Annotated in this window: 18 protein-coding genes and 1 other RNA gene; 7 read left to right on the top strand and 12 right to left on the bottom strand. The window is 54.9% G+C overall.

Annotation, left to right across the window (positions count from 1 at the left end; translation table 11 throughout):
- Positions 1–81: 81 nt before the first annotated feature.
- Together ACEQU8_RS06790 and ACEQU8_RS06795 are read right to left on the bottom strand one after the other, a co-directional pair.
- The gene (locus ACEQU8_RS06790) at positions 82–1,191 is read right to left on the bottom strand and encodes an ABC transporter ATP-binding protein (protein ID WP_370262470.1); all 1,110 of its coding nucleotides are present in this window, start codon (positions 1,189–1,191) and stop codon (positions 82–84) included.
- On the bottom strand, positions 1,188–2,153 hold the full coding sequence (locus ACEQU8_RS06795) for a branched-chain amino acid ABC transporter permease (protein WP_370262471.1): 966 nt from the start codon (positions 2,151–2,153) through the stop codon (positions 1,188–1,190). Before ACEQU8_RS06795 ends, ACEQU8_RS06790 begins: the two co-directional genes overlap by 4 nt.
- Positions 2,154–2,410: 257 nt before the next feature.
- On the opposite strand from ACEQU8_RS06795, the gene ACEQU8_RS06800 reads away from it, so the two are divergent.
- Positions 2,411–3,574 (top strand): branched-chain amino acid ABC transporter substrate-binding protein, encoded by a 1,164-nt coding sequence (locus tag ACEQU8_RS06800; protein ID WP_370262472.1) that lies wholly within the window; start codon positions 2,411–2,413, stop codon positions 3,572–3,574.
- 98 nt (positions 3,575–3,672) lie between these two features.
- On the opposite strand, the gene ACEQU8_RS06805 is transcribed toward ACEQU8_RS06800, so the two are convergent.
- On the bottom strand, positions 3,673–3,981 hold the full coding sequence (locus ACEQU8_RS06805; RefSeq protein WP_370262473.1) for a c-type cytochrome: 309 nt from the start codon (positions 3,979–3,981) through the stop codon (positions 3,673–3,675).
- A gap of 123 nt (positions 3,982–4,104) precedes the next feature.
- Positions 4,105–5,793, bottom strand: coding sequence for a dihydroxy-acid dehydratase (gene ilvD, locus ACEQU8_RS06810; protein WP_370262475.1), 1,689 nt, complete (start codon positions 5,791–5,793; stop codon positions 4,105–4,107).
- 145 nt (positions 5,794–5,938) lie between these two features.
- Here ilvD and lgt point away from each other — a divergent pair, with 145 nt between their 5' ends.
- Positions 5,939–6,781, top strand: a complete 843-nt coding sequence (lgt, locus tag ACEQU8_RS06815) for a prolipoprotein diacylglyceryl transferase (protein ID WP_370262477.1) — start codon at positions 5,939–5,941, stop codon at positions 6,779–6,781.
- A gap of 12 nt (positions 6,782–6,793) precedes the next feature.
- On the opposite strand, the gene ACEQU8_RS06820 is transcribed toward lgt, so the two are convergent.
- The 6 genes from ACEQU8_RS06820 to ACEQU8_RS06845 all read right to left on the bottom strand — a co-directional run bounded on the left by ACEQU8_RS06820 (position 6,794) and on the right by ACEQU8_RS06845 (position 9,836).
- Positions 6,794–7,606: a sulfite exporter TauE/SafE family protein gene (locus ACEQU8_RS06820; protein ID WP_370262479.1), complete on the bottom strand. Its 813-nt coding sequence runs from the start codon at positions 7,604–7,606 to the stop codon at positions 6,794–6,796.
- Positions 7,607–7,660: 54 nt separating this feature from the next.
- Positions 7,661–7,842: non-coding RNA, 6S RNA (gene ssrS, locus ACEQU8_RS06825), on the bottom strand.
- A gap of 9 nt (positions 7,843–7,851) precedes the next feature.
- A complete protein-coding gene (locus tag ACEQU8_RS06830; RefSeq protein WP_370262481.1) occupies positions 7,852–8,181 on the bottom strand; it encodes a cell division protein ZapA in 330 nt (109 codons plus the stop codon).
- Entirely contained in the window at positions 8,168–8,410 is a 243-nt protein-coding gene (locus tag ACEQU8_RS06835) for a hypothetical protein (RefSeq protein WP_370262482.1), read from the bottom strand. Before ACEQU8_RS06835 ends, ACEQU8_RS06830 begins: the two co-directional genes overlap by 14 nt.
- Before the next feature lie 107 nt (positions 8,411–8,517).
- Positions 8,518–9,327, bottom strand: a complete 810-nt coding sequence (dapB, locus tag ACEQU8_RS06840; protein WP_370262483.1) for a 4-hydroxy-tetrahydrodipicolinate reductase — start codon at positions 9,325–9,327, stop codon at positions 8,518–8,520.
- 14 nt (positions 9,328–9,341) lie between these two features.
- Positions 9,342–9,836: an outer membrane protein assembly factor BamE gene (locus ACEQU8_RS06845; protein ID WP_370262485.1), complete on the bottom strand. Its 495-nt coding sequence runs from the start codon at positions 9,834–9,836 to the stop codon at positions 9,342–9,344.
- A 120-nt stretch (positions 9,837–9,956) separates the two neighbouring features.
- Here ACEQU8_RS06845 and fur point away from each other — a divergent pair, with 120 nt between their 5' ends.
- Complete coding sequence (gene fur, locus ACEQU8_RS06850) at positions 9,957–10,397, top strand: ferric iron uptake transcriptional regulator (protein WP_370262486.1); 441 nt, start codon at positions 9,957–9,959, stop codon at positions 10,395–10,397.
- A 26-nt stretch (positions 10,398–10,423) separates the two neighbouring features.
- On the opposite strand, the gene recN is transcribed toward fur, so the two are convergent.
- Positions 10,424–12,100 carry a DNA repair protein RecN gene (recN, locus tag ACEQU8_RS06855; RefSeq protein ID WP_370262487.1) on the bottom strand — a complete coding sequence of 559 codons (1,677 nt, stop codon included), beginning with the start codon at positions 12,098–12,100 and terminating at the stop codon, positions 10,424–10,426.
- A complete protein-coding gene (locus ACEQU8_RS06860; RefSeq protein WP_370262488.1) occupies positions 12,090–13,037 on the bottom strand; it encodes an NAD(+)/NADH kinase in 948 nt (315 codons plus the stop codon). Before ACEQU8_RS06860 ends, recN begins: the two co-directional genes overlap by 11 nt.
- 80 nt (positions 13,038–13,117) lie before the next feature.
- On the opposite strand from ACEQU8_RS06860, the gene hrcA reads away from it, so the two are divergent.
- The 4 genes from hrcA to ACEQU8_RS06880 all read left to right on the top strand — a co-directional run.
- Positions 13,118–14,134, top strand: coding sequence for a heat-inducible transcriptional repressor HrcA (gene hrcA / locus ACEQU8_RS06865; RefSeq protein ID WP_370262494.1), 1,017 nt, complete (start codon positions 13,118–13,120; stop codon positions 14,132–14,134).
- Positions 14,135–14,229: 95 nt separating this feature from the next.
- Positions 14,230–15,342 (top strand): ferrochelatase, encoded by a 1,113-nt coding sequence (gene hemH / locus ACEQU8_RS06870; RefSeq protein WP_370262490.1) that lies wholly within the window; start codon positions 14,230–14,232, stop codon positions 15,340–15,342.
- Between the two features lie 116 nt (positions 15,343–15,458).
- Complete coding sequence (gene grpE, locus ACEQU8_RS06875) at positions 15,459–16,070, top strand: nucleotide exchange factor GrpE (RefSeq protein WP_370262491.1); 612 nt, start codon at positions 15,459–15,461, stop codon at positions 16,068–16,070.
- 76 nt (positions 16,071–16,146) lie between these two features.
- The coding region (locus ACEQU8_RS06880) for an Hsp70 family protein (protein WP_370262492.1) at positions 16,147–17,096 on the top strand (950 nt) is incomplete at its 3' end.

A 17,096-nucleotide genomic window follows, 5' to 3' on the forward strand; every position in this document is an offset into this window, starting at 1 on the left:
ACACCTGGTCCACGGCCTGCACGCCACCAAAGCGTTTGCACAAACCAGACACCTGCAGCAAGGCAGCACTTGATGCCATGCTCATGCTTTGCTCTCCACATGGGCGGGCAGGTGTTCACTGCCCTTGCGCTCTGGCCACAGGCCACGCGGGCGGTACAACATCACCAGAATCATGGTGAGCCCATAAAGCAGTGATCGCAAAATTTCGGCATCCAGAATGACTTTGCCAAACAACATTTCTTGTAGTGGCGTGACCAGTTCGCGTAAAAATTCCGGAAAGCCCGCCAGCAGCAAGGCCCCCAGCACCACACCAGGAATGTGGCCCATACCACCCAGAACCACCATGCAAAGCACAATGATGGATTCCATCAGGCCGAACGATTCTGGACTGATAAAACCTTGAAATGCAGAGAACATGGCACCAGCCACGCCTCCAAACGACGCGCCCAAGGCAAAGGCCAAAAGCTTCATGTTGCGGGTATTGATGCCCATGGATTTTGCGGCAATTTCGTCATCGCGTATGGCTGCCCACGCACGCCCCACGCGGCTGTACTGCAAGCGCATACAAATCACAATGATGAGCAGGGTAAGCCCCAAAAACAAATAGTAGTAGAGATGTAGAGAGGGCACGTCAAAACCAAACAGCTCCACCGTGCGGGCAAAACGAACGCTTCCGATTTCAACCGGCTCAATCATGTTGATGCCCTGCGGCCCGTTGGTGATGTTCACGGGGGCGTTCAGATTGTTTAAAAACAGGCGAATGATTTCGCCAAACCCCAGGGTCACGATGGCGAGGTAATCGCCCCTCAAACGCAGCGTGGGGGCGCCGAGCAAAATACCGAAAATGGCGGCCACCAACGCCCCCAAGGGCAAAATGATCCACACCGACGCATGCAGGCCATCGGGAAACATTTGCGCTAGCAACTCAAAGTTGTCGGTGAGGTGGGGGGAGGCCAGCAGACCGTACAAGTAAGCCCCCACCGCATAAAAGGCGATGTAACCCAAGTCGAGCAGGCCGGCAAAGCCCACCACAATGTTCAGGCCCAAGGCCAGCATCACATACAGCAATGCCAAATTGATGATGCGCACCCAACTGTTGCCCAGCATGCCTGCAAACCAGGGCAGGGCCAACAACACCAGGGCAATAACCATTAACAGCAACACCTTGCGGTTTGGGTTTGTTGTGTTCATGCACGCTCCGCCACACGCTCACCCAACAAGCCAGAAGGTCGCAAGGTGAGCACCAAAATCAACACCGCAAACGCGAAAATATCTTGGTAATGCGAGCCCAAAAAGCCACCGGTGAGTGCACCCAAATAGCCAGCCCCAAGACTTTCTACGATGCCCAGCAACAAACCACCCAACATGGCGCCGTAAATATTTCCGATGCCCCCGAGCACTGCGGCTGTGAAGGCCTTTAAGCCAGGCAAAAAGCCCATGTAGAAGTGTGCCACCGCATAATTGGCGGCCACCATCACGCCCGCTACACCAGCCAGTGCCGCCCCGATCACAAAGGTGGCCGAAATAATGTGGTTGGGGTTGATGCCCATCAGGTTGGCAATTGCAGGGTTTTCTGCCGTGGCGCGCATGGCACGCCCCAGGCGGCTTTTGTTAACAAGCAAGGTCAGGGCCATCATCAGCGAGGCCGACACGACCACGATCAGCAATTGCACAGGCGTAACCGATACAGTGCGCTCGAAGTCGATGCCTTCTGTGGGAGCAAAGTGCAAAAGAGTGATGGGCTCAGTCGACAGGGTGGAAGGAAAAATGAGGTAATTGCGGCCCCAGATGATCATGGCCAACGTTTGCAAGGTAATAGAAACACCGATGGCAGAAATGAGCGGGGCCAGGCGAGGTGCATTTCGCAAAGGGCGATATGCCAGTTTTTCTACGCTAAAACTGACCGCCATGCACACTGGTACAGCGCACATCACGCCCACGGTGAGCAGTATCCATCCCGGGGTGTCTGGGTATTGCCCTACCATTAGGCTGATGGCCGAAAAAGCCACCATGGCGCCAACCATGAGCACTTCGCCGTGCGCAAAATTGATGAGCCCAAGCACACCGTACACCATGGTGTAGCCCAAAGCCACGAGCGCATAAATGCTGCCCAACACCACACCGTTGATCAACTGCTGAATAAAAATATCCATGCTGGGCTTTGGAGAGTAGCCAAGGGAGTTGCGTTGATCACAAGAATATTACAAAGCCTGTCACCTGCACGGCGTTCAACCAAAAAATGAAGATGTTAAACAGGCTTTTTTGTGAGCTTGGTTTGCTTGTGCGCAAATGGCCCATTCGGTGCTACATTGATGATTCAACGCGGTCACTTATGTGGCTTGCGTTTATATGGTTTTAAATTTTCTTAATCACTCAAAGTAATCACTGAGAGTAATCACTGAGGGCAGGCATGAACACAAGCAGGTTGATCAAGCGGTTTGGTGTAAAAGGGTTTGGCAGTGCAGGTGTGGTGTTGGGCATGGCTTTAAGCACGCCGGTGCTGGCCAAGGATGTGGTGGTCAAAATTGGGCACATCGCACCATTGTCTGGTCCTCAAGCGCATTACGGAAAAGACAATGAATCCGGTGCTCGCTTGGCGATCGAAGACCTGAATGCGATGAAGATTCAGCTCGAAGGAGGCACTGCAAAATTTGAATTGGTACCCGAGGACGATGCAGCCGACCCCAAGACTGGGGCGATCGTGGCTCAAAAGCTCTGTGACATGAAGGTCAATGGCATTGTGGGTCACTTAAACAGCGGTACAACCATCCCAGCGTCCAGAATTTATTACGACTGCAGCATTCCTCAAATTACCCCGTCGGCCACCACACCAAAAATTACTCAACAGGGCTTTGACTCGGTGTTTAGAGTGATTGCACACGATGGCGTGCTGGGCGTTGCCTTGGCCAAATTCACGGTAAGCGATCTAAAAGCCAAGCGCGTGGTGGTGATTGACGACCGCACCGGCTATGGGCAACCACTGGCAGACATTTATGCCAAGAACGTTCAGGCCAATGGCGCGCAGGTGGTTGAACGCCACTACACCAATGACAAGGCCACTGACTTTGCAGCCATTTTGACCGCTGTAAAGCGTGCCAATCCCGATGTTGTGTTTTACGGTGGTATGGATGCTCAGGCGGGCCCCATGCTGCGCCAAATGAAGCAACTCGGCATCAAAGCCAGCCTGATTGGTGGCGATGGCATTTGCACCACCGAATTGGTCAAGTTGGGGGGCGACAATGTGGGCAGCAATGTCATTTGTGCGGAAGGTGGCATGGCCTTGAGCAAAATGCCGGGTGGCCCAGCATTTGAGCAGCGCTTCAAGGCCAAATACAAAGCCGACATTCAGGTGTACGCGCCATTTGTATACGATGCGGTAATGACCATGGGCATGGCCATGAAGGCCGCCAAATCGGCCGACCCCAAAAAATACTTGCCCAAACTAAAAAGCATTTCGCACCAGGGTGTAATTGGCACCATCGCATTTGACGAGTTGGGCGATGTTAAAAATGCAGCGGTTACGGTGAACACTTACAACCAGCAAGGCAAAACACCGTTGAAAGTGTTGCAGTAAGACAGGCCGGTTTTGGGGTTGCTTGGGCGGACTCAAAACACATAAAAAAACCAGCTTCAACCGAAGCTGGTTTTTTTGTAGCGATTGGCCCGCCGAAATTACAGGGAAAGCACCCAGTCGGCCAGTTTTTTGGCTTCGTCTTCGGTCACGTTTTGAGCAGGCATGGGCACGGGGCCCCACACACCCTTGGAACCGTTCTTGATTTTGCCGGCCAGCATTTCGGCTGCGCCTGCCTGGCCCTTGTATTTGGCTGCCACATCTTTAAAGGCGGGGCCAACCACTTTCTTTTGTACTTGGTGGCAAGCCAAACAGGCTTTGCTCTTGGCCAAGGCTTCATCGGCACTGGCAGCGAAAGGCATGGCAACCATGGTGGCTGCAATGGCCAGTAGACCCATTTGCTTCTTCATACTGAACTCCTCGTATTCTCAGTTTGCACGTCTTATAACGCATCGAGGCACATTTTGGCAGACATCCCACATGTTTGTCATGTTAAACAGTGCGAATGTCGGCCAAAGTGCAGGCGGTTTACATCACAGGTTCAAATCGCCATCGGTAACCGCGCCTTTGCTGGCGCTGCTGGCCAAAGCGGCAAATTTGGCCAGAACCCCAGTGGTGTAGCGGGGTTTTGGTTTTACCCAGGCGGCCTTGCGCTTTGCCAGTTCTTCGTCACTCACGTGCAATTCCAGCAGCTTTTTGTGGGCATCCATGGTGATGGTGTCGCCTTCTTGCACCAGGGCAATGGTGCCACCCACATAAGCCTCGGGGGCCACGTGGCCCACCACCATGCCCCATGTACCGCCAGAAAAACGACCATCGGTGATCAATCCAACCGTTTCGCCCAGGCCTTTGCCAATAATGGCCGAGGTGGGGGCCAGCATTTCGGGCATGCCTGGGCCGCCCTTGGGGCCCAGATAACGCAGCACCAGAATGTCACCATCCTTGATTTTGTCACCCAGAATGGCGTCCATCGCGCTTTGTTCGTCGTCGAATACTTTGGCTGGCCCAGTGATGACCGGGTTTTTAAGGCCAGTGATTTTGGCCACAGCACCTTCGGGGGCCAAGTTGCCTTTCAAAATCGCCAGGTGGCCCTGTTTGTACAATGCTTTTTCGATGGGCATGATCACATTTTGGTCTGCGCGCGGCACGGAGGGCACATCGGCCAGCGTTTCGGCAATGGTTTTGCCGGTGATGGTGATGCAATCGCCGTGCAACAGGCCCGCATCCAACAACACTTTCATGACCTGTGGGATGCCGCCTGCATCATGCAGATCGGTTGCCACATATTGTCCCGATGGCTTGAGGTTGCAGATGACGGGCGTGCGCAGGCGCACTCGTTCAAAGTCTTCGTAGTCCCAAGCCACATCGGCTGCTTTGGCAATGGCCAGGAAGTGAAGCACCGCGTTGGTAGAGCCACCCGTGGCCATCAGCACGGCCACTGCGTTTTCAATTGATTTTTTTGTGATGATGTCACGGGGCTTGAGGTCTTTTTTAACAGCCTCGATCAACACGCGAGCAGATTCTTCGGTGGAGGTCACCTTCTCTGGGTCGATGTTGGACATGGTCGAAGAGTAGGGCAGGCTCATGCCCAGGGCCTCAAACGCCGAGCTCATGGTGTTGGCCGTGTACATACCGCCGCAAGAACCAGAGCTGGGGCAGGCGTTCTTTTCAATGCCCTTGAAATCCTCTTCGCTCATGCGACCCGCGGTGAATTCGCCCACCGCCTCAAAAGCCGACACAATGGTGAGGTCTTTGCCTTTGTAGCGTCCGGGCTTGATGGTGCCGCCGTACACGTAGATGCCGGGCACATTCATGCGTGCCATGCCGATCATGCCTCCAGGCATGTTTTTGTCGCAGCCGCCAATCACCAGAACACCGTCCATCCATTGGCCTTGCACCGCAGTTTCAATGCAGTCGGCAATTACTTCCCGGCTGACCAGGGAGTACTTCATGCCCTCGGTGCCCATGCTCATGCCGTCTGAAATGGTGGGGGTGCCAAAAATTTGTGGGTTACCGCCGGCTTCCTTGACTGCCTTGACCGCCGCATCGGCCAGAGGCTGCAGGCCGTTGTTGCAGGGCGTGATGGTGGAATGGCCGTTGGCCACGCCAATCATGGGTTTGTTGAAATCGTCTTCCTGATAACCCATGGCGTAGTACATGGCGCGGTTTGGCGAACGGGCCACGCCCTGGGTGATGTTTTTGGAACGTCGGTTGATGCTCATGGCAAATGCTCACGGTGGGATTCAAAACAAAGTGAGAATTTACCACCGAATGCCTGTTCACCGGGTGGGGCAAGGGGGGACATGGACACAAACCAATCATGTGGTGGCGTTACAATGGCTGGTTTTTGATTCACAGGGCAACCCCATGTTTGTGCACCCACAATTTGACCCCGTGGCTTTGGCCATTGGTCCCCTGGCCATCCGTTGGTACGGCTTGATGTATCTGCTCGGGTTTATTGCCTTCATTGTGCTGGCCCGCAGGCGCTTGCACTTGTTCCCAGCCATCAAAATGGTGGATGTGGATAATTTACTGACCTGGTCTGTGATTGGCGTCATCTTGGGGGGTCGGCTTGGGTATGTGGTGTTTTACAAACCGGCTTATTATTTGAGTAACCCGGGCGAAATTCTTGCGATATGGGAGGGCGGAATGTCCTTCCATGGCGGGTTTTTGGGCGTGTTGCTGACTTGCTTTATTTTTGCTCAACGCAAGGGCTGGAAATTTTTTGACCTGATGGACTTTGTTGCGCCTGCTGTGCCGTTGGGCTTGGCCTTGGGTCGATTGGGTAACTTCATCAATGGCGAGTTGTGGGGGCGACCCACCGAGGGCTGGTGGGGTGTGGTGTTTCCTCAGGCTGGTGATACAGTGGCCCGCCACCCCTCACAACTCTACCAAATGGGGCTGGAAGGCATTGCTTTGTTTGTCGGCCTTTGGTGGTTTGCCAGCAAGCCCAGGGCACGCGCTGCGGTGTCTGCCTGGTTTTTGATGGGTTACGGTGCAGCGCGCTTTGTTGTTGAGTTTGCCCGTGAGCCAGACCGTTTCTTGGGCGTGTTGTCTTTGGGACTCACCATGGGGCAGTGGTTAAGCTTGCCCATGATTTTACTCGGTGTGTATTTGTTGAAATGGTCAAAAGACAAGCCCACCGCCCTACAGACGATGCAGCCGGCGGTGACTGCAGAGCCACCCAGGCCGGGCAAGCGAAAAAACTAGGGCGTTTAATTTTTAAAAGCCTGTGACCGCTTTGTAAATCATCGACAAGGCAATGAAGGCCAGCAGCAGGGCAAAGATGCGTTTGATTTTTTTAACGGGCAAGGTGTGCGCGAGTTTGGCGCCGTATGGCGCAAACAACACGCTCATGGCTGCCACGCAGGCCACTGCTGGCAGGTAGACATAACCCAAAGCGCCGGGGGGCATGCCTTGCAGGTGTTGCCCGTTGATTACATAGGCCATGCTGGAGAACACGGCGATTGGAAATCCCAAAGCCGCCGATGTGGCTACGGCATTGCGCAAATGAATGTTGCTCCACACCATAAAGGGCACCGACAAAAACCCGCCGCCTGCGCCCACAATGGCCGAGGCCGCTCCAATGACGCTGCCCACCCCAAACAACCCGCCTTTGCCCGGCAGCGTGCGGGTGGGTTTGGGTTTTTTGTCTGCGTACATTTGGTAGGCAGAAAAAATCACAAACGCGCCAAACACCAAAGCCAACTCTTTGGTCGGCAAATAGGACACCACCTTGGAGCCAACAAAACCGCCCACCAGAATACCCGGTGTGAGAGGTTTAACAATGTCCCATCGAACTGCCCCAGCCTTGTGATGGGCACGCATGCTGGAGATGCTGGTGAACATGATGATGGCCAATGAAGTGGCAATGGAGGAGTGCACCACATGCTCGGCCGGCACGCCCTGGCTGACCATTAAGAAGGTGAGAAATGGTACCAGCAGCATGCCTCCGCCAATGCCCAGCAAACCGGCCAGCACGCCGCTGACCACACCCAGGCAAAGCAATGCGGCAATAAAAGAAATATCCAACATGATTACAAACAAATAAAAAGGCGACTGAACTGGATGTTCAATCGCCCGGTCAATGGGGTCTCTGCCGATGTGGCACTGGTCCGATCCCTGAACCTAAGGTTCAAGTGGGTCGCAGTATCAGAGTCTTCAGGCTTCCCTGACGGAGAGGGACTCACACCGACTCATAAAAATTCCGCAACCGGGATCACAGATATTGGTTCACGGAATGCTGACCAACACCAACACGGCAGAGATTAACTGAATATTCAATCGAACAGGTCAGCGTTCTTGGGCTTTGAGGCCGGGTTTAAGCTGACGTCAATCAGCTGCTCGATGGCCTCAATTTTACGCTCAATTGTCTCGATGTCCAGTCCTAAAACAGGGTTGGATTGATTACTTCCGACGAGTGACTCATGCGCAATCTGCAAAGCGGCCATGACCGCGATTTTATCCAGCCCCACCACTTTGCCTGTGTTGCGGATCGCCGACATTTTGGTCTCCACAATGTTTACAGCTTGCTGAAGCGCGGCGCGCTCATCGGGCTTACAGGCGATGCGGAAGTCCCGCCCCATGATTTTGACGTCAAGTGCTTCCAACTTCGTTCTCCGAATTTAGCTCCAGTTCTGGGAACCACTGGTTCAGCATTTGGTTGATTTGGCCTTGAGCGTGATTGACTTTTTTCTTCAGTGCTTCGTTTTCTCGAAGAAGTGCTTCAATTTGCTCGCGGGAGGCTTTGCTGTCTTGGCGGCTGGATTCCAGAGCGCGGGTGAGTAAGGTGATTTTGCCTTGCAACTCGTCGAGTTTCCCGAGAAGTGATTGCGGCATTGTTTGGCTCCATATAAACCAAAAAATAAACAAGCTGTACAAGCGCTTACCGCAATCTTATACAGCTTTGCCTGAGGTGTGTCGAATCAATTGTGCAAGTGCGGCGTTCAAACCACCACTTTTTTTAGCCCCAGCACGTCTTGCATGTCAAACATGCCAGTGGGGTGCTGCATCAAGTAACTTGCAGCGCGAATCGAGCCTTGGGCATAGGTCATTCGGCTGGCCGACTTGTGGGTGATTTCAATGCGCTCGCCAGTGCCGGCAAACAGCACGGTGTGATCGCCCACGATGTCGCCACCTCGAATGGTAGAAAAGCCGATGGTGCCGTGCTGCCGCTCACCCGTGATGCCTTCGCGGGCAAAGACGCCCACGTCTTTTAAGTCGACACCAATGGATTGGGCAATGACCTCGCCCATGCGTAGGGCAGTGCCCGAGGGGGCGTCCACTTTTTTATTGTGGTGGGCTTCGATAATTTCGATGTCGTAGCCCTGGTTCAATATTTTTGCCGCCACTTCCAGGAGCTTAAAGGTGGCGTTAACGCCAACCGCCATATTGGGCGACCAGACCATGGCCATGTGCTTGGCAAAGGATTTGAGTTGTTCCAATTGCTTGGGCTCAAATCCAGTGGTGCCAATGACTGCCTTGACACCCAAACGCTGGCAAATTTCCAGGTGCTTGAGGGTGCCTTCAGGGCGGGTGAAGTCAATGAGGACATCCGCCCCTTGCAATGCTGATTCGATGTTGTCGGTAATCAAGATGCCAGTTTGGGCGCCCATAAAATCACCTGCGTCGCGGCCCAGGCAGGTGGCTGCGGGCAGGTCGAACGCGCCGGCCAGCGAGCAGTCCGGGTGTTGAATTACGGCTTCAATGAGGGTTTTGCCCATGCGCCCACTGGCGCCGGCGATTGCTATTTTCATGGTCTGGTTCATGGTCACTTCAGCACTGGGGCTCGTTCAGAGCCAGATACGGTTTCGGATTCTTTGATGTCTGCAGCCGGACGCTCGGCGGGCAGGGGGCCTTTGGGCACGGTGGTGCTGGCAGCGGGCCCAAGCAGGTCTGTTGGGTTTTGTGGCAGGTTTTCGCCCCCGTGCCTGGCGACCAAGCCATTGTCAAAAATCACGGTGTAACGCGACTGAACAACCTCGCCGTTGGCTCGCTGCAGGCGGTACAGGTAATCCCAGCGATTTTCGTGGAAAGGGCTGTTGAGCAGAGGCGTGCCCATGATAAAACGAACCTGGTCTTTGGTCATACCCACACGAAGCCGCTGCACCTCTTGTTCGGTGACGAAGTTGCCTTGCTGGATGTCGAAGCGATAGGGCTTTACAAACGAGGGCACGTAAGTGGACAAACCGGGGGAGGTGGAGCAAGCGGCCAGTCCAACAGACAGCGTTGCACAGAGCATCAAGTTCAGTCTTAAAATACGCATGGGTTGTGAATTTCGCGTGGAAAGTGGGAGTAGGGTACCTTATCTGGTGCGCAAACTAGCCCCTCAAAGGCGTTATCATAAGCTACTTGTACTCCAATCGCCTCCAATGGTACCAAACTCATGACAACAGCAAGCGACCTCAAAAGCATCGGCCTGAAGGCAACGCTGCCCCGGATGAAAATTCTGGAGCTTTTCCAAAACGGGCAACACCGCCACTTGAGCGCCGAAGATGTGTACAAGTTGCTGCTCCAGGAAGACCTCGACATTGGCTTGGCCACGGTGTACCGCGTGCTGACCCAGTTTGAACAAGCGGGCTTGTTGGCCAGGCAGCATTTTGAAACGGGCAAATCAGTCTTTGAATTGAACGAGGGCGAACACCATGACCATTTGGTGTGCGTGCAATGTGGCAAGGTGGTGGAGTTTTTTGACGAAGAAATTGAGCGTCGCCAAACAGCGATTGACCAAGCCCGTGGATTTGAACTTCACGACCATGCTTTGTCGCTGTATGGCACTTGCACCAAAAAAGACTGCGAGAATCGCAAAGGCAAGAACGGCAATTAAAAAAACAAATCCACCTGGGCCAGGCGCTAAGCGCGACGCCGCTCTGTGGTGAGTTCCGCGCCGTCCATCAATTCTGTTGCGGTGGTGCGGGTTGCTTCTGAAATCACTTGCCCGCCCAACATTCGCGCAATTTCTTCAATGCGTTGTTGACGATCTAAACGCACAATTTGTGAGCGCGTTTTGCCCGAGGCAATGGATTTGCTGACCTGGTAATGCTGGTGGGCCTGTGCGGCCACTTGGGGCAGATGCGTGACGCAAAGCACCTGCTTGCTGTGGGCCAGCGTTCGCAGGTAGCGACCCACCACCTCGGCCACAGCGCCGCCAATGCCACTGTCTACTTCATCAAATATGAGGGTAGGCACGGGCGTGCTGCTCACTGTGTTGACTGTGATGGCCAAACTGATGCGCGCCAGTTCGCCGCCTGAGGCCACTTTTTGTATGGCCTGTGGGGTCACACCGGGGTGGCCCGCCACACGGAATTCAACAGCGTCGCTGCCCTGTGCACTGGGAGTGTCCTCGACCAGGTGGATCGCAAACACGCCTCCCTGCATGCTCAGGTGTTGCATGGTGTCGGTCACTTGCTTGGCCAAGGTTTGAGCCGCCTTATTCCGGCTGCTTCGCAGCGCCTGGGCGGCGTGTTGGTAGGATTGCTGGGCGCTTCGCAGTTGAGTCTGTAATTTTTCCAGGTCGAACCCGTCTTCCAGGCTCTGTAGCTCTGCGTGGATTTGATCCAACTCGCTGTGCAGGTCTTCCGGGGCAATTCGAAGTTTTCGCGCCGTGTCGTGCCACAGGGCCATGCGCTGTTCCACGGCGGCCAGGTTTTCAGGGTCAAGGTCAGCATGCTTTAGGTAGTTGGCCAGATCGTAGCTGGCTTCCCTCACCAGGATCTCCCCTTCCGACAGGGTGTTGCGTATGCTCTCAAGCGCGGGGTCGCGGTGAGCAAGCTGGCCCAATTTATCAATCAAGTGAGTGAGCTGGTCCAGCAGGGCAGGCTCGTTGTTGCTGAGCAGGTCGGTGGCTGCCTGGGTGCCTTCGATTAGCTCTGCGCTGTGGCTCAGGCGGTCAAACTCAGCGCTCAGGTTTTCCCATTCTGCGGGTTTCGGGGCCACTTTTTGAAGCAAGTCCAGCCGCCATTGCAGGTTTTCAAGGCGCGCGGCACGCTCAGCTTGCCCACTTTGGGCTTGGCTTAGTTTTTTTTCGGCTTGCCGCAGCACCGCGTAATGTTTGGCGGTTTCGGCCAACAGTTCTGGGTGTTGGGCAAATTCATCGAGCAGGCGAAGTTGCTCGCCGGGCTTGGCCAGCGTTTGAAAGGCATGCTGCCCGTGAATGTCGATGAGTGTTTCGGACAAGGCTTTTAACGTGCCCACCGGCACAGGCGTGCCATTCACATAGGCTTTGGATCGCCCGTTGGCCTCGATGGCTCGTCGCAAATGCAATTCGCCATCGCTGGTGTCGATGGATTGCTCTTCCAAGATGGCCTGCGCGGCTGGGTTGAGTTCAAAAACTGCAGTGATATTGGCTCGCTCACATCCTTCGCGCACTTGCCCGGCATCGGCACGGCCACCCAGGCACAGTGACACTGCATCAATCAAGATGGATTTGCCTGCGCCGGTCTCGCCGGACAGCACCGACATGCCTGCGTCAAAATGCAGGTCTATTTTGTCGACGATCACAAAGTCTTGAATGGTTAGGCTACTTAGCATGGCCGCTGTCTCTTAGTCCTCGCGTACGGTGTGCCACATCGGTTAGGCTGGCGCTCCAGTGCAGCTTCTGCCGAAGCATTGCAAAGTAATCATAGCGTGCCGGGTGCATCAGTTGAATTGGGTTGGGTGACACTTTTACTCTAATTTGATCACCCGCTTTGGCGCGGTTGTTGAACTGCATGTCAAAGTGCACGCCTGTTTGTTTGCCGCCAGTGACGGTGATGGTGATGGTGCAATTGTCCGGTAGTGCGATGGGTCGGTTGGTGAGTGCATGAGGCGCCACAGGCACTATCACAATGCCTGCCAGGCTGGGGTGCAAAATGGGACCATCGGCCGACAAAGCGTAGGCGGTCGATCCTGTGGGGGTAGACAGGATGAGTCCATCTGCCCGCAGGTCGTACATGAATTTGCCATCGACCTCGACGCGAAGGTCGATCATGCCGCCCACAATGCCACGGCTGATTACAATGTCGTTCAATGCGATGTGCTCGCCAATCGACTTGCCGTTGCGCAGCACTTCACCCACCAGGTAGCGGCGCCCCTCCAGCACATGATCGCCCCGAATGGTTTCAATCAAAGTGGGGTCGATGTCGTCCAAACGAATGTCTGTAAGAAAGCCCAAACGCCCCTGGTTGATGCCCAGCAAGGGGATTTGGGTGTCCGCCAGCTCGCGGGCAATGCCCAGAAACGTGCCATCGCCTCCGATGATCACTGCCGCTTTGGCTTTGCGTTTGATGGTTTGAATGTCAGTAAACTCAAAGGCCTCTGAGTCAAGCTTTGTATTGGCCTTGCGGGCCTTGTTGAGCACTGTATCGGCCACTAGCACATGAAACCCGTTACGCAACAGCAGGTCTACTACGCCGCGCCAAATCGCCTGCTTGTGGGAGGCGCCGTGTTTGGCAAACACAGCGATGCACATCCCTTTTTGTTTTGGCATTCTGAAGGTCCTGTTTTTGTCGTAAAGTGGGGTGTTAGGCCATAATCGTATCGCAACCCGCATTTGAAGTGACAACGATGATTGACGAACGCGCCCGTTCCATCCTCAAAACCCTTGTAGAACGTTACATTGCTGAAGGCAGCCCGGTGGGCTCGCGTGCTTTGTCCAAGTGGTCTAGCCTGGATTTAAGCCCGGCCACTATTCGCAATGTGATGGCCGATCTGGAGGAGCTTCGGTTGGTGGTGTCGCCCCACACCTCAGCAGGCCGGGTGCCAACGCCTCAGGGCTATCGAATGTTTGTGGACTCGCTGTTGACCGTAAAACCCTTGGCCAGTGACGTGCAGGCGGTATTGAATGGGGGTATTCAGCGTGATGATCCCAACCGCGTGCTGAGCCGGGCGGTGAACTTGCTGTCCAGTTTGTCTTCGTTTGCTGGGGTGATTACTGCGCCCAAACGTGCGGCCCTGTTTCGCCAGGTGGAGTTTTTGGGTTTATCAGATCGCAAGGTGCTGCTCATCATCGTGACTCCGGATGGCGATGTTCAAAACCGCATTTTGATCGTAGACAAGCCGTACACCCAGTCGGAGCTGACTCAGGCCGCCAACTTTTTTAATCAGCATTTCTCGGGCTTGAGTTTTCAAGAGGCCAAGCAACGTTTGGCACAGGAACTACATCAAATCAGCCAGGACATCAGCAAGTTGATGCAGGCGGCTGTCAACGCGGGCACCGAGGCCCAAGAAAGTCAAACCGATGGTGTGTTGCTCTCGGGCGAGCGCAAGTTGCTCGACGTAAGCGACTTGTCGACCGACATGGAGCGTCTCAAAAAAATGTTCGGTGTTTTTGAGCAGCGCACGGCCTTGTTGCGCCTCCTGGAGAGCTCGCACAGGGCCGAAGGCGTGCAGATTTTTATCGGGGGTGACTCAAGCCTGGTGCCCATGGAGGAGATGAGTGTGATTTCTGCCCCCTACCAGGTTAATGGCGAGGTGGTGGGCACGCTTGGCGTGATCGGCCCCACCCGAATGGCCTACGAACGTTTGATTCCAATTGTCGACATCACGTCCAAACTGGTGTCTTCGGCTTTGTCTGATCCAGATTAGGCCGTCATTGCCCGCTTGTGGCGCCACACCCTGCCGCCCATAGCCTGTGCAGTCTGGTTATACTTGGTGGCTTCAAGATTTTCAGGTAGTACCCCATGCGCACTGAAGCCCCGTTTCGCCACGGCACTCCCCAAAAAACCGCTGTGCTGCTGGTTAACCTTGGCACTCCGGACCAGGCCGACACCCCTTCACTTCGGCGTTACCTCAAGCAGTTTTTGTCTGACCCCCGCGTGGTGGAAATTCCCAAGTTGGTGTGGTGGATTATCTTGAACTGCATCATTTTGCAGATTCGCCCCAGAAAGTCAGCCGCCAAATACGCCACAGTGTGGACGCCTGAGGGCTCTCCGCTGTTGGCGATCGGTAAAAAACAGGTGCAACGCCTTCGCGATGGTTTCAAGGCCCGCCGCTGGGATGTACGTGTTGAATTGGCCATGCGTTATGGCAACCCCTCTGTGGCCCAGCGCATGGACGCCTTGCGTGCAGAAGGATACGACCGGGTGCTGGTGTTCCCTTTGTACCCGCAGTATGCCGCTGCCACCACAGCCTCCGTGTTCGATGCGGTATTCGATTGGGCCCGCCCCGTTCGCAACTTGCCAGAATTGCGTCTGGTCAAGCATTACCACGATCATCCAGCTTATATTCACGCCCTGGCCGAGAGTGTACGCAAGCATTGGGCAAGCAAAGGCAAGCCCAATTTTGAGCAGGGCGATGTGTTGTTGTTCAGTTTTCATGGGGTGCCCGAAATGACTCTGATGAAGGGCGACCCTTACCATTGCGAATGCCACAAAACGGCCCGTTTGCTTGGCGAGGAGTTGGGCCTTGACCGCGGGCAATACCGCGTGACTTTCCAAAGCCGTTTTGGCAAAGCCAAGTGGCTGGAGCCCTACACAGATCAAACCCTGAAGGCCTTGGGGCAGGCGGGCACGCGCCGAATTGATGTGATGTGCCCTGGGTTTATGGCCGACTGCCTGGAAACGCTGGAAGAAATCAACCAGGAGGGGCGCGAGGACTTTCAACACGCCGGTGGTGGGGAATTTCACTACATCGCCTGTTTGAACGACAGCGATTGGGCCGCCGCCATGCTCACCGAAATCACCGCCCAGCATTTGCAGGGTTGGCCGGTGGACATGGGCTATGAAGAAAGCATGGCCAGCGAGTTGGCCGAAAGCCGCAAGCTGGCCCTGGCCATGGGGGCCAAAGAAAGCTGAAGCCACCCTTTGGCGATTGATTTTTATAATTGTCGCCATCAACCCTTGAAATGGGCCAATGTGCCCCCACATCCCCGGCATTGTGTCGGGGATTTTTATTTTCGGAGGAAAAAAACATGTCGGAACCCACTGGAAAGCCCAATCCAGACGAGCAAGGCTCGCCTGAGCAGCAGGCGCCAGAGATGCCCGGTGAACAGGCCCAACCCGAGCTTGAGCAAGCCCAGGCCAGCCAGCAAGAACCCAAGCCTGAGGCCGACCCCGTTGCCCAATTGCAAAGCCAGCTGGATGCAGCTCGGGAAGAGGCTGCCAAAGCCAAAGAGGTGTACCTGCGATTGGCCGCAGACATGGAAAACCTTCGCCGCCGCACCCAAGAAGATGTGGCCAAGGCGCACAAGTACGCCATTGAAGGGTTTGCAGAAGCTTTGCTGCCAGTGCGCGACAGCCTCGAGATGGCGCTGGCTCTTGAAAACCAAACCCTTGACACCCTGAAAGAAGGCGTGTCGGCTACACTGCGCCAGCTTGAATCTGCCTTTGAGCGCGGAAAAGTCGTGGTGCTCAACCCCGTGGGTGAGAAGTTTGACCCCAATGCCCACCAGGCCGTGGCCATGGTGCCTGGCAACTCGGTGGATCCCGCTGTGCCAGCAAACCACGTGGTGGCCGTGTTGCAAAAGGGCTACTTGATTAACGACAGGGTGTTGCGGCCGGCCTTGGTGTCTGTGGCGCAGTGATTGTTATAACCACTTGAACTGTGTGGGTTAAGCCCCATATCAGGCATAACAGAATTCAGATTTCACGGAGAAATTCATGGGTAAGATTATCGGAATTGACTTGGGTACCACCAACTCCTGCGTGGCAGTGTTTGAGGGCGGTGGGTACAAGGTGATTGAAAACTCGGAAGGTGCACGCACCACGCCTTCCATCATTGCGTACATGGAAGACGGCGAGATTTTGGTGGGTGCGCCCGCCAAACGCCAAGCGGTGACCAACCCCAAAAACACCCTGTACGCGGTCAAGCGCCTGATCGGCCGCAAATACGAAGACGCCGAGGTGCAAAAAGACATCGACCTGATGCCCTATGAAATTCTGAAGGCCGACAACGGTGACGCCTGGGTGAAGGTGCGCGACCAGAAGCTGGCCCCACCCCAGGTGTCCGCTGAAGTGCTGCGCAAAATGAAGAAGACCGCTGAGGATTATCTTGGCGAAGAGGTCACCGAGGCTGTGATCACCGTGCCCGCTTATTTCAATGACAGCCAGCGCCAAGCCACCAAAGATGCTGGCCGAATCGCTGGTCTGGATGTTAAGCGCATCATCAACGAGCCCACGGCCGCTGCCCTGGCCTTTGGCATGGACAAAGCCGAAAAAGGCGACCGCAAAATTGCAGTGTACGACCTGGGCGGTGGTACCTTCGACGTGTCCATCATCGAAATCGCAGACATTGACGGCGAAAAACAGTTTGAAGTGTTGTCCACCAACGGTGACACTTTCCTGGGTGGTGAGGATTTCGACCAACGAATCATCGACCACATCATTGACGAATTTAAAAAGAACAACGGCGTCGATCTTTCCAAGGACCCCATTGCCTTGCAGCGTATCAAGGCTGCGGCTGAGCGTGCCAAGATTGAACTGTCGTCTTCGCAGCAAACAGAAATCAACGAGCCTTACATTGCCATGGCCAATGGTGCACCCGTGCACCTGACCACCAAATTGAGCCGTGCAAAGCTGGAAGGCTTGGTTGAAGATCTCATTTCACGCAC

This window comes from Limnobacter sp. (assembly GCF_964228395.1).
Lineage (GTDB): Bacteria > Pseudomonadota > Gammaproteobacteria > Burkholderiales > Burkholderiaceae_B > Limnobacter.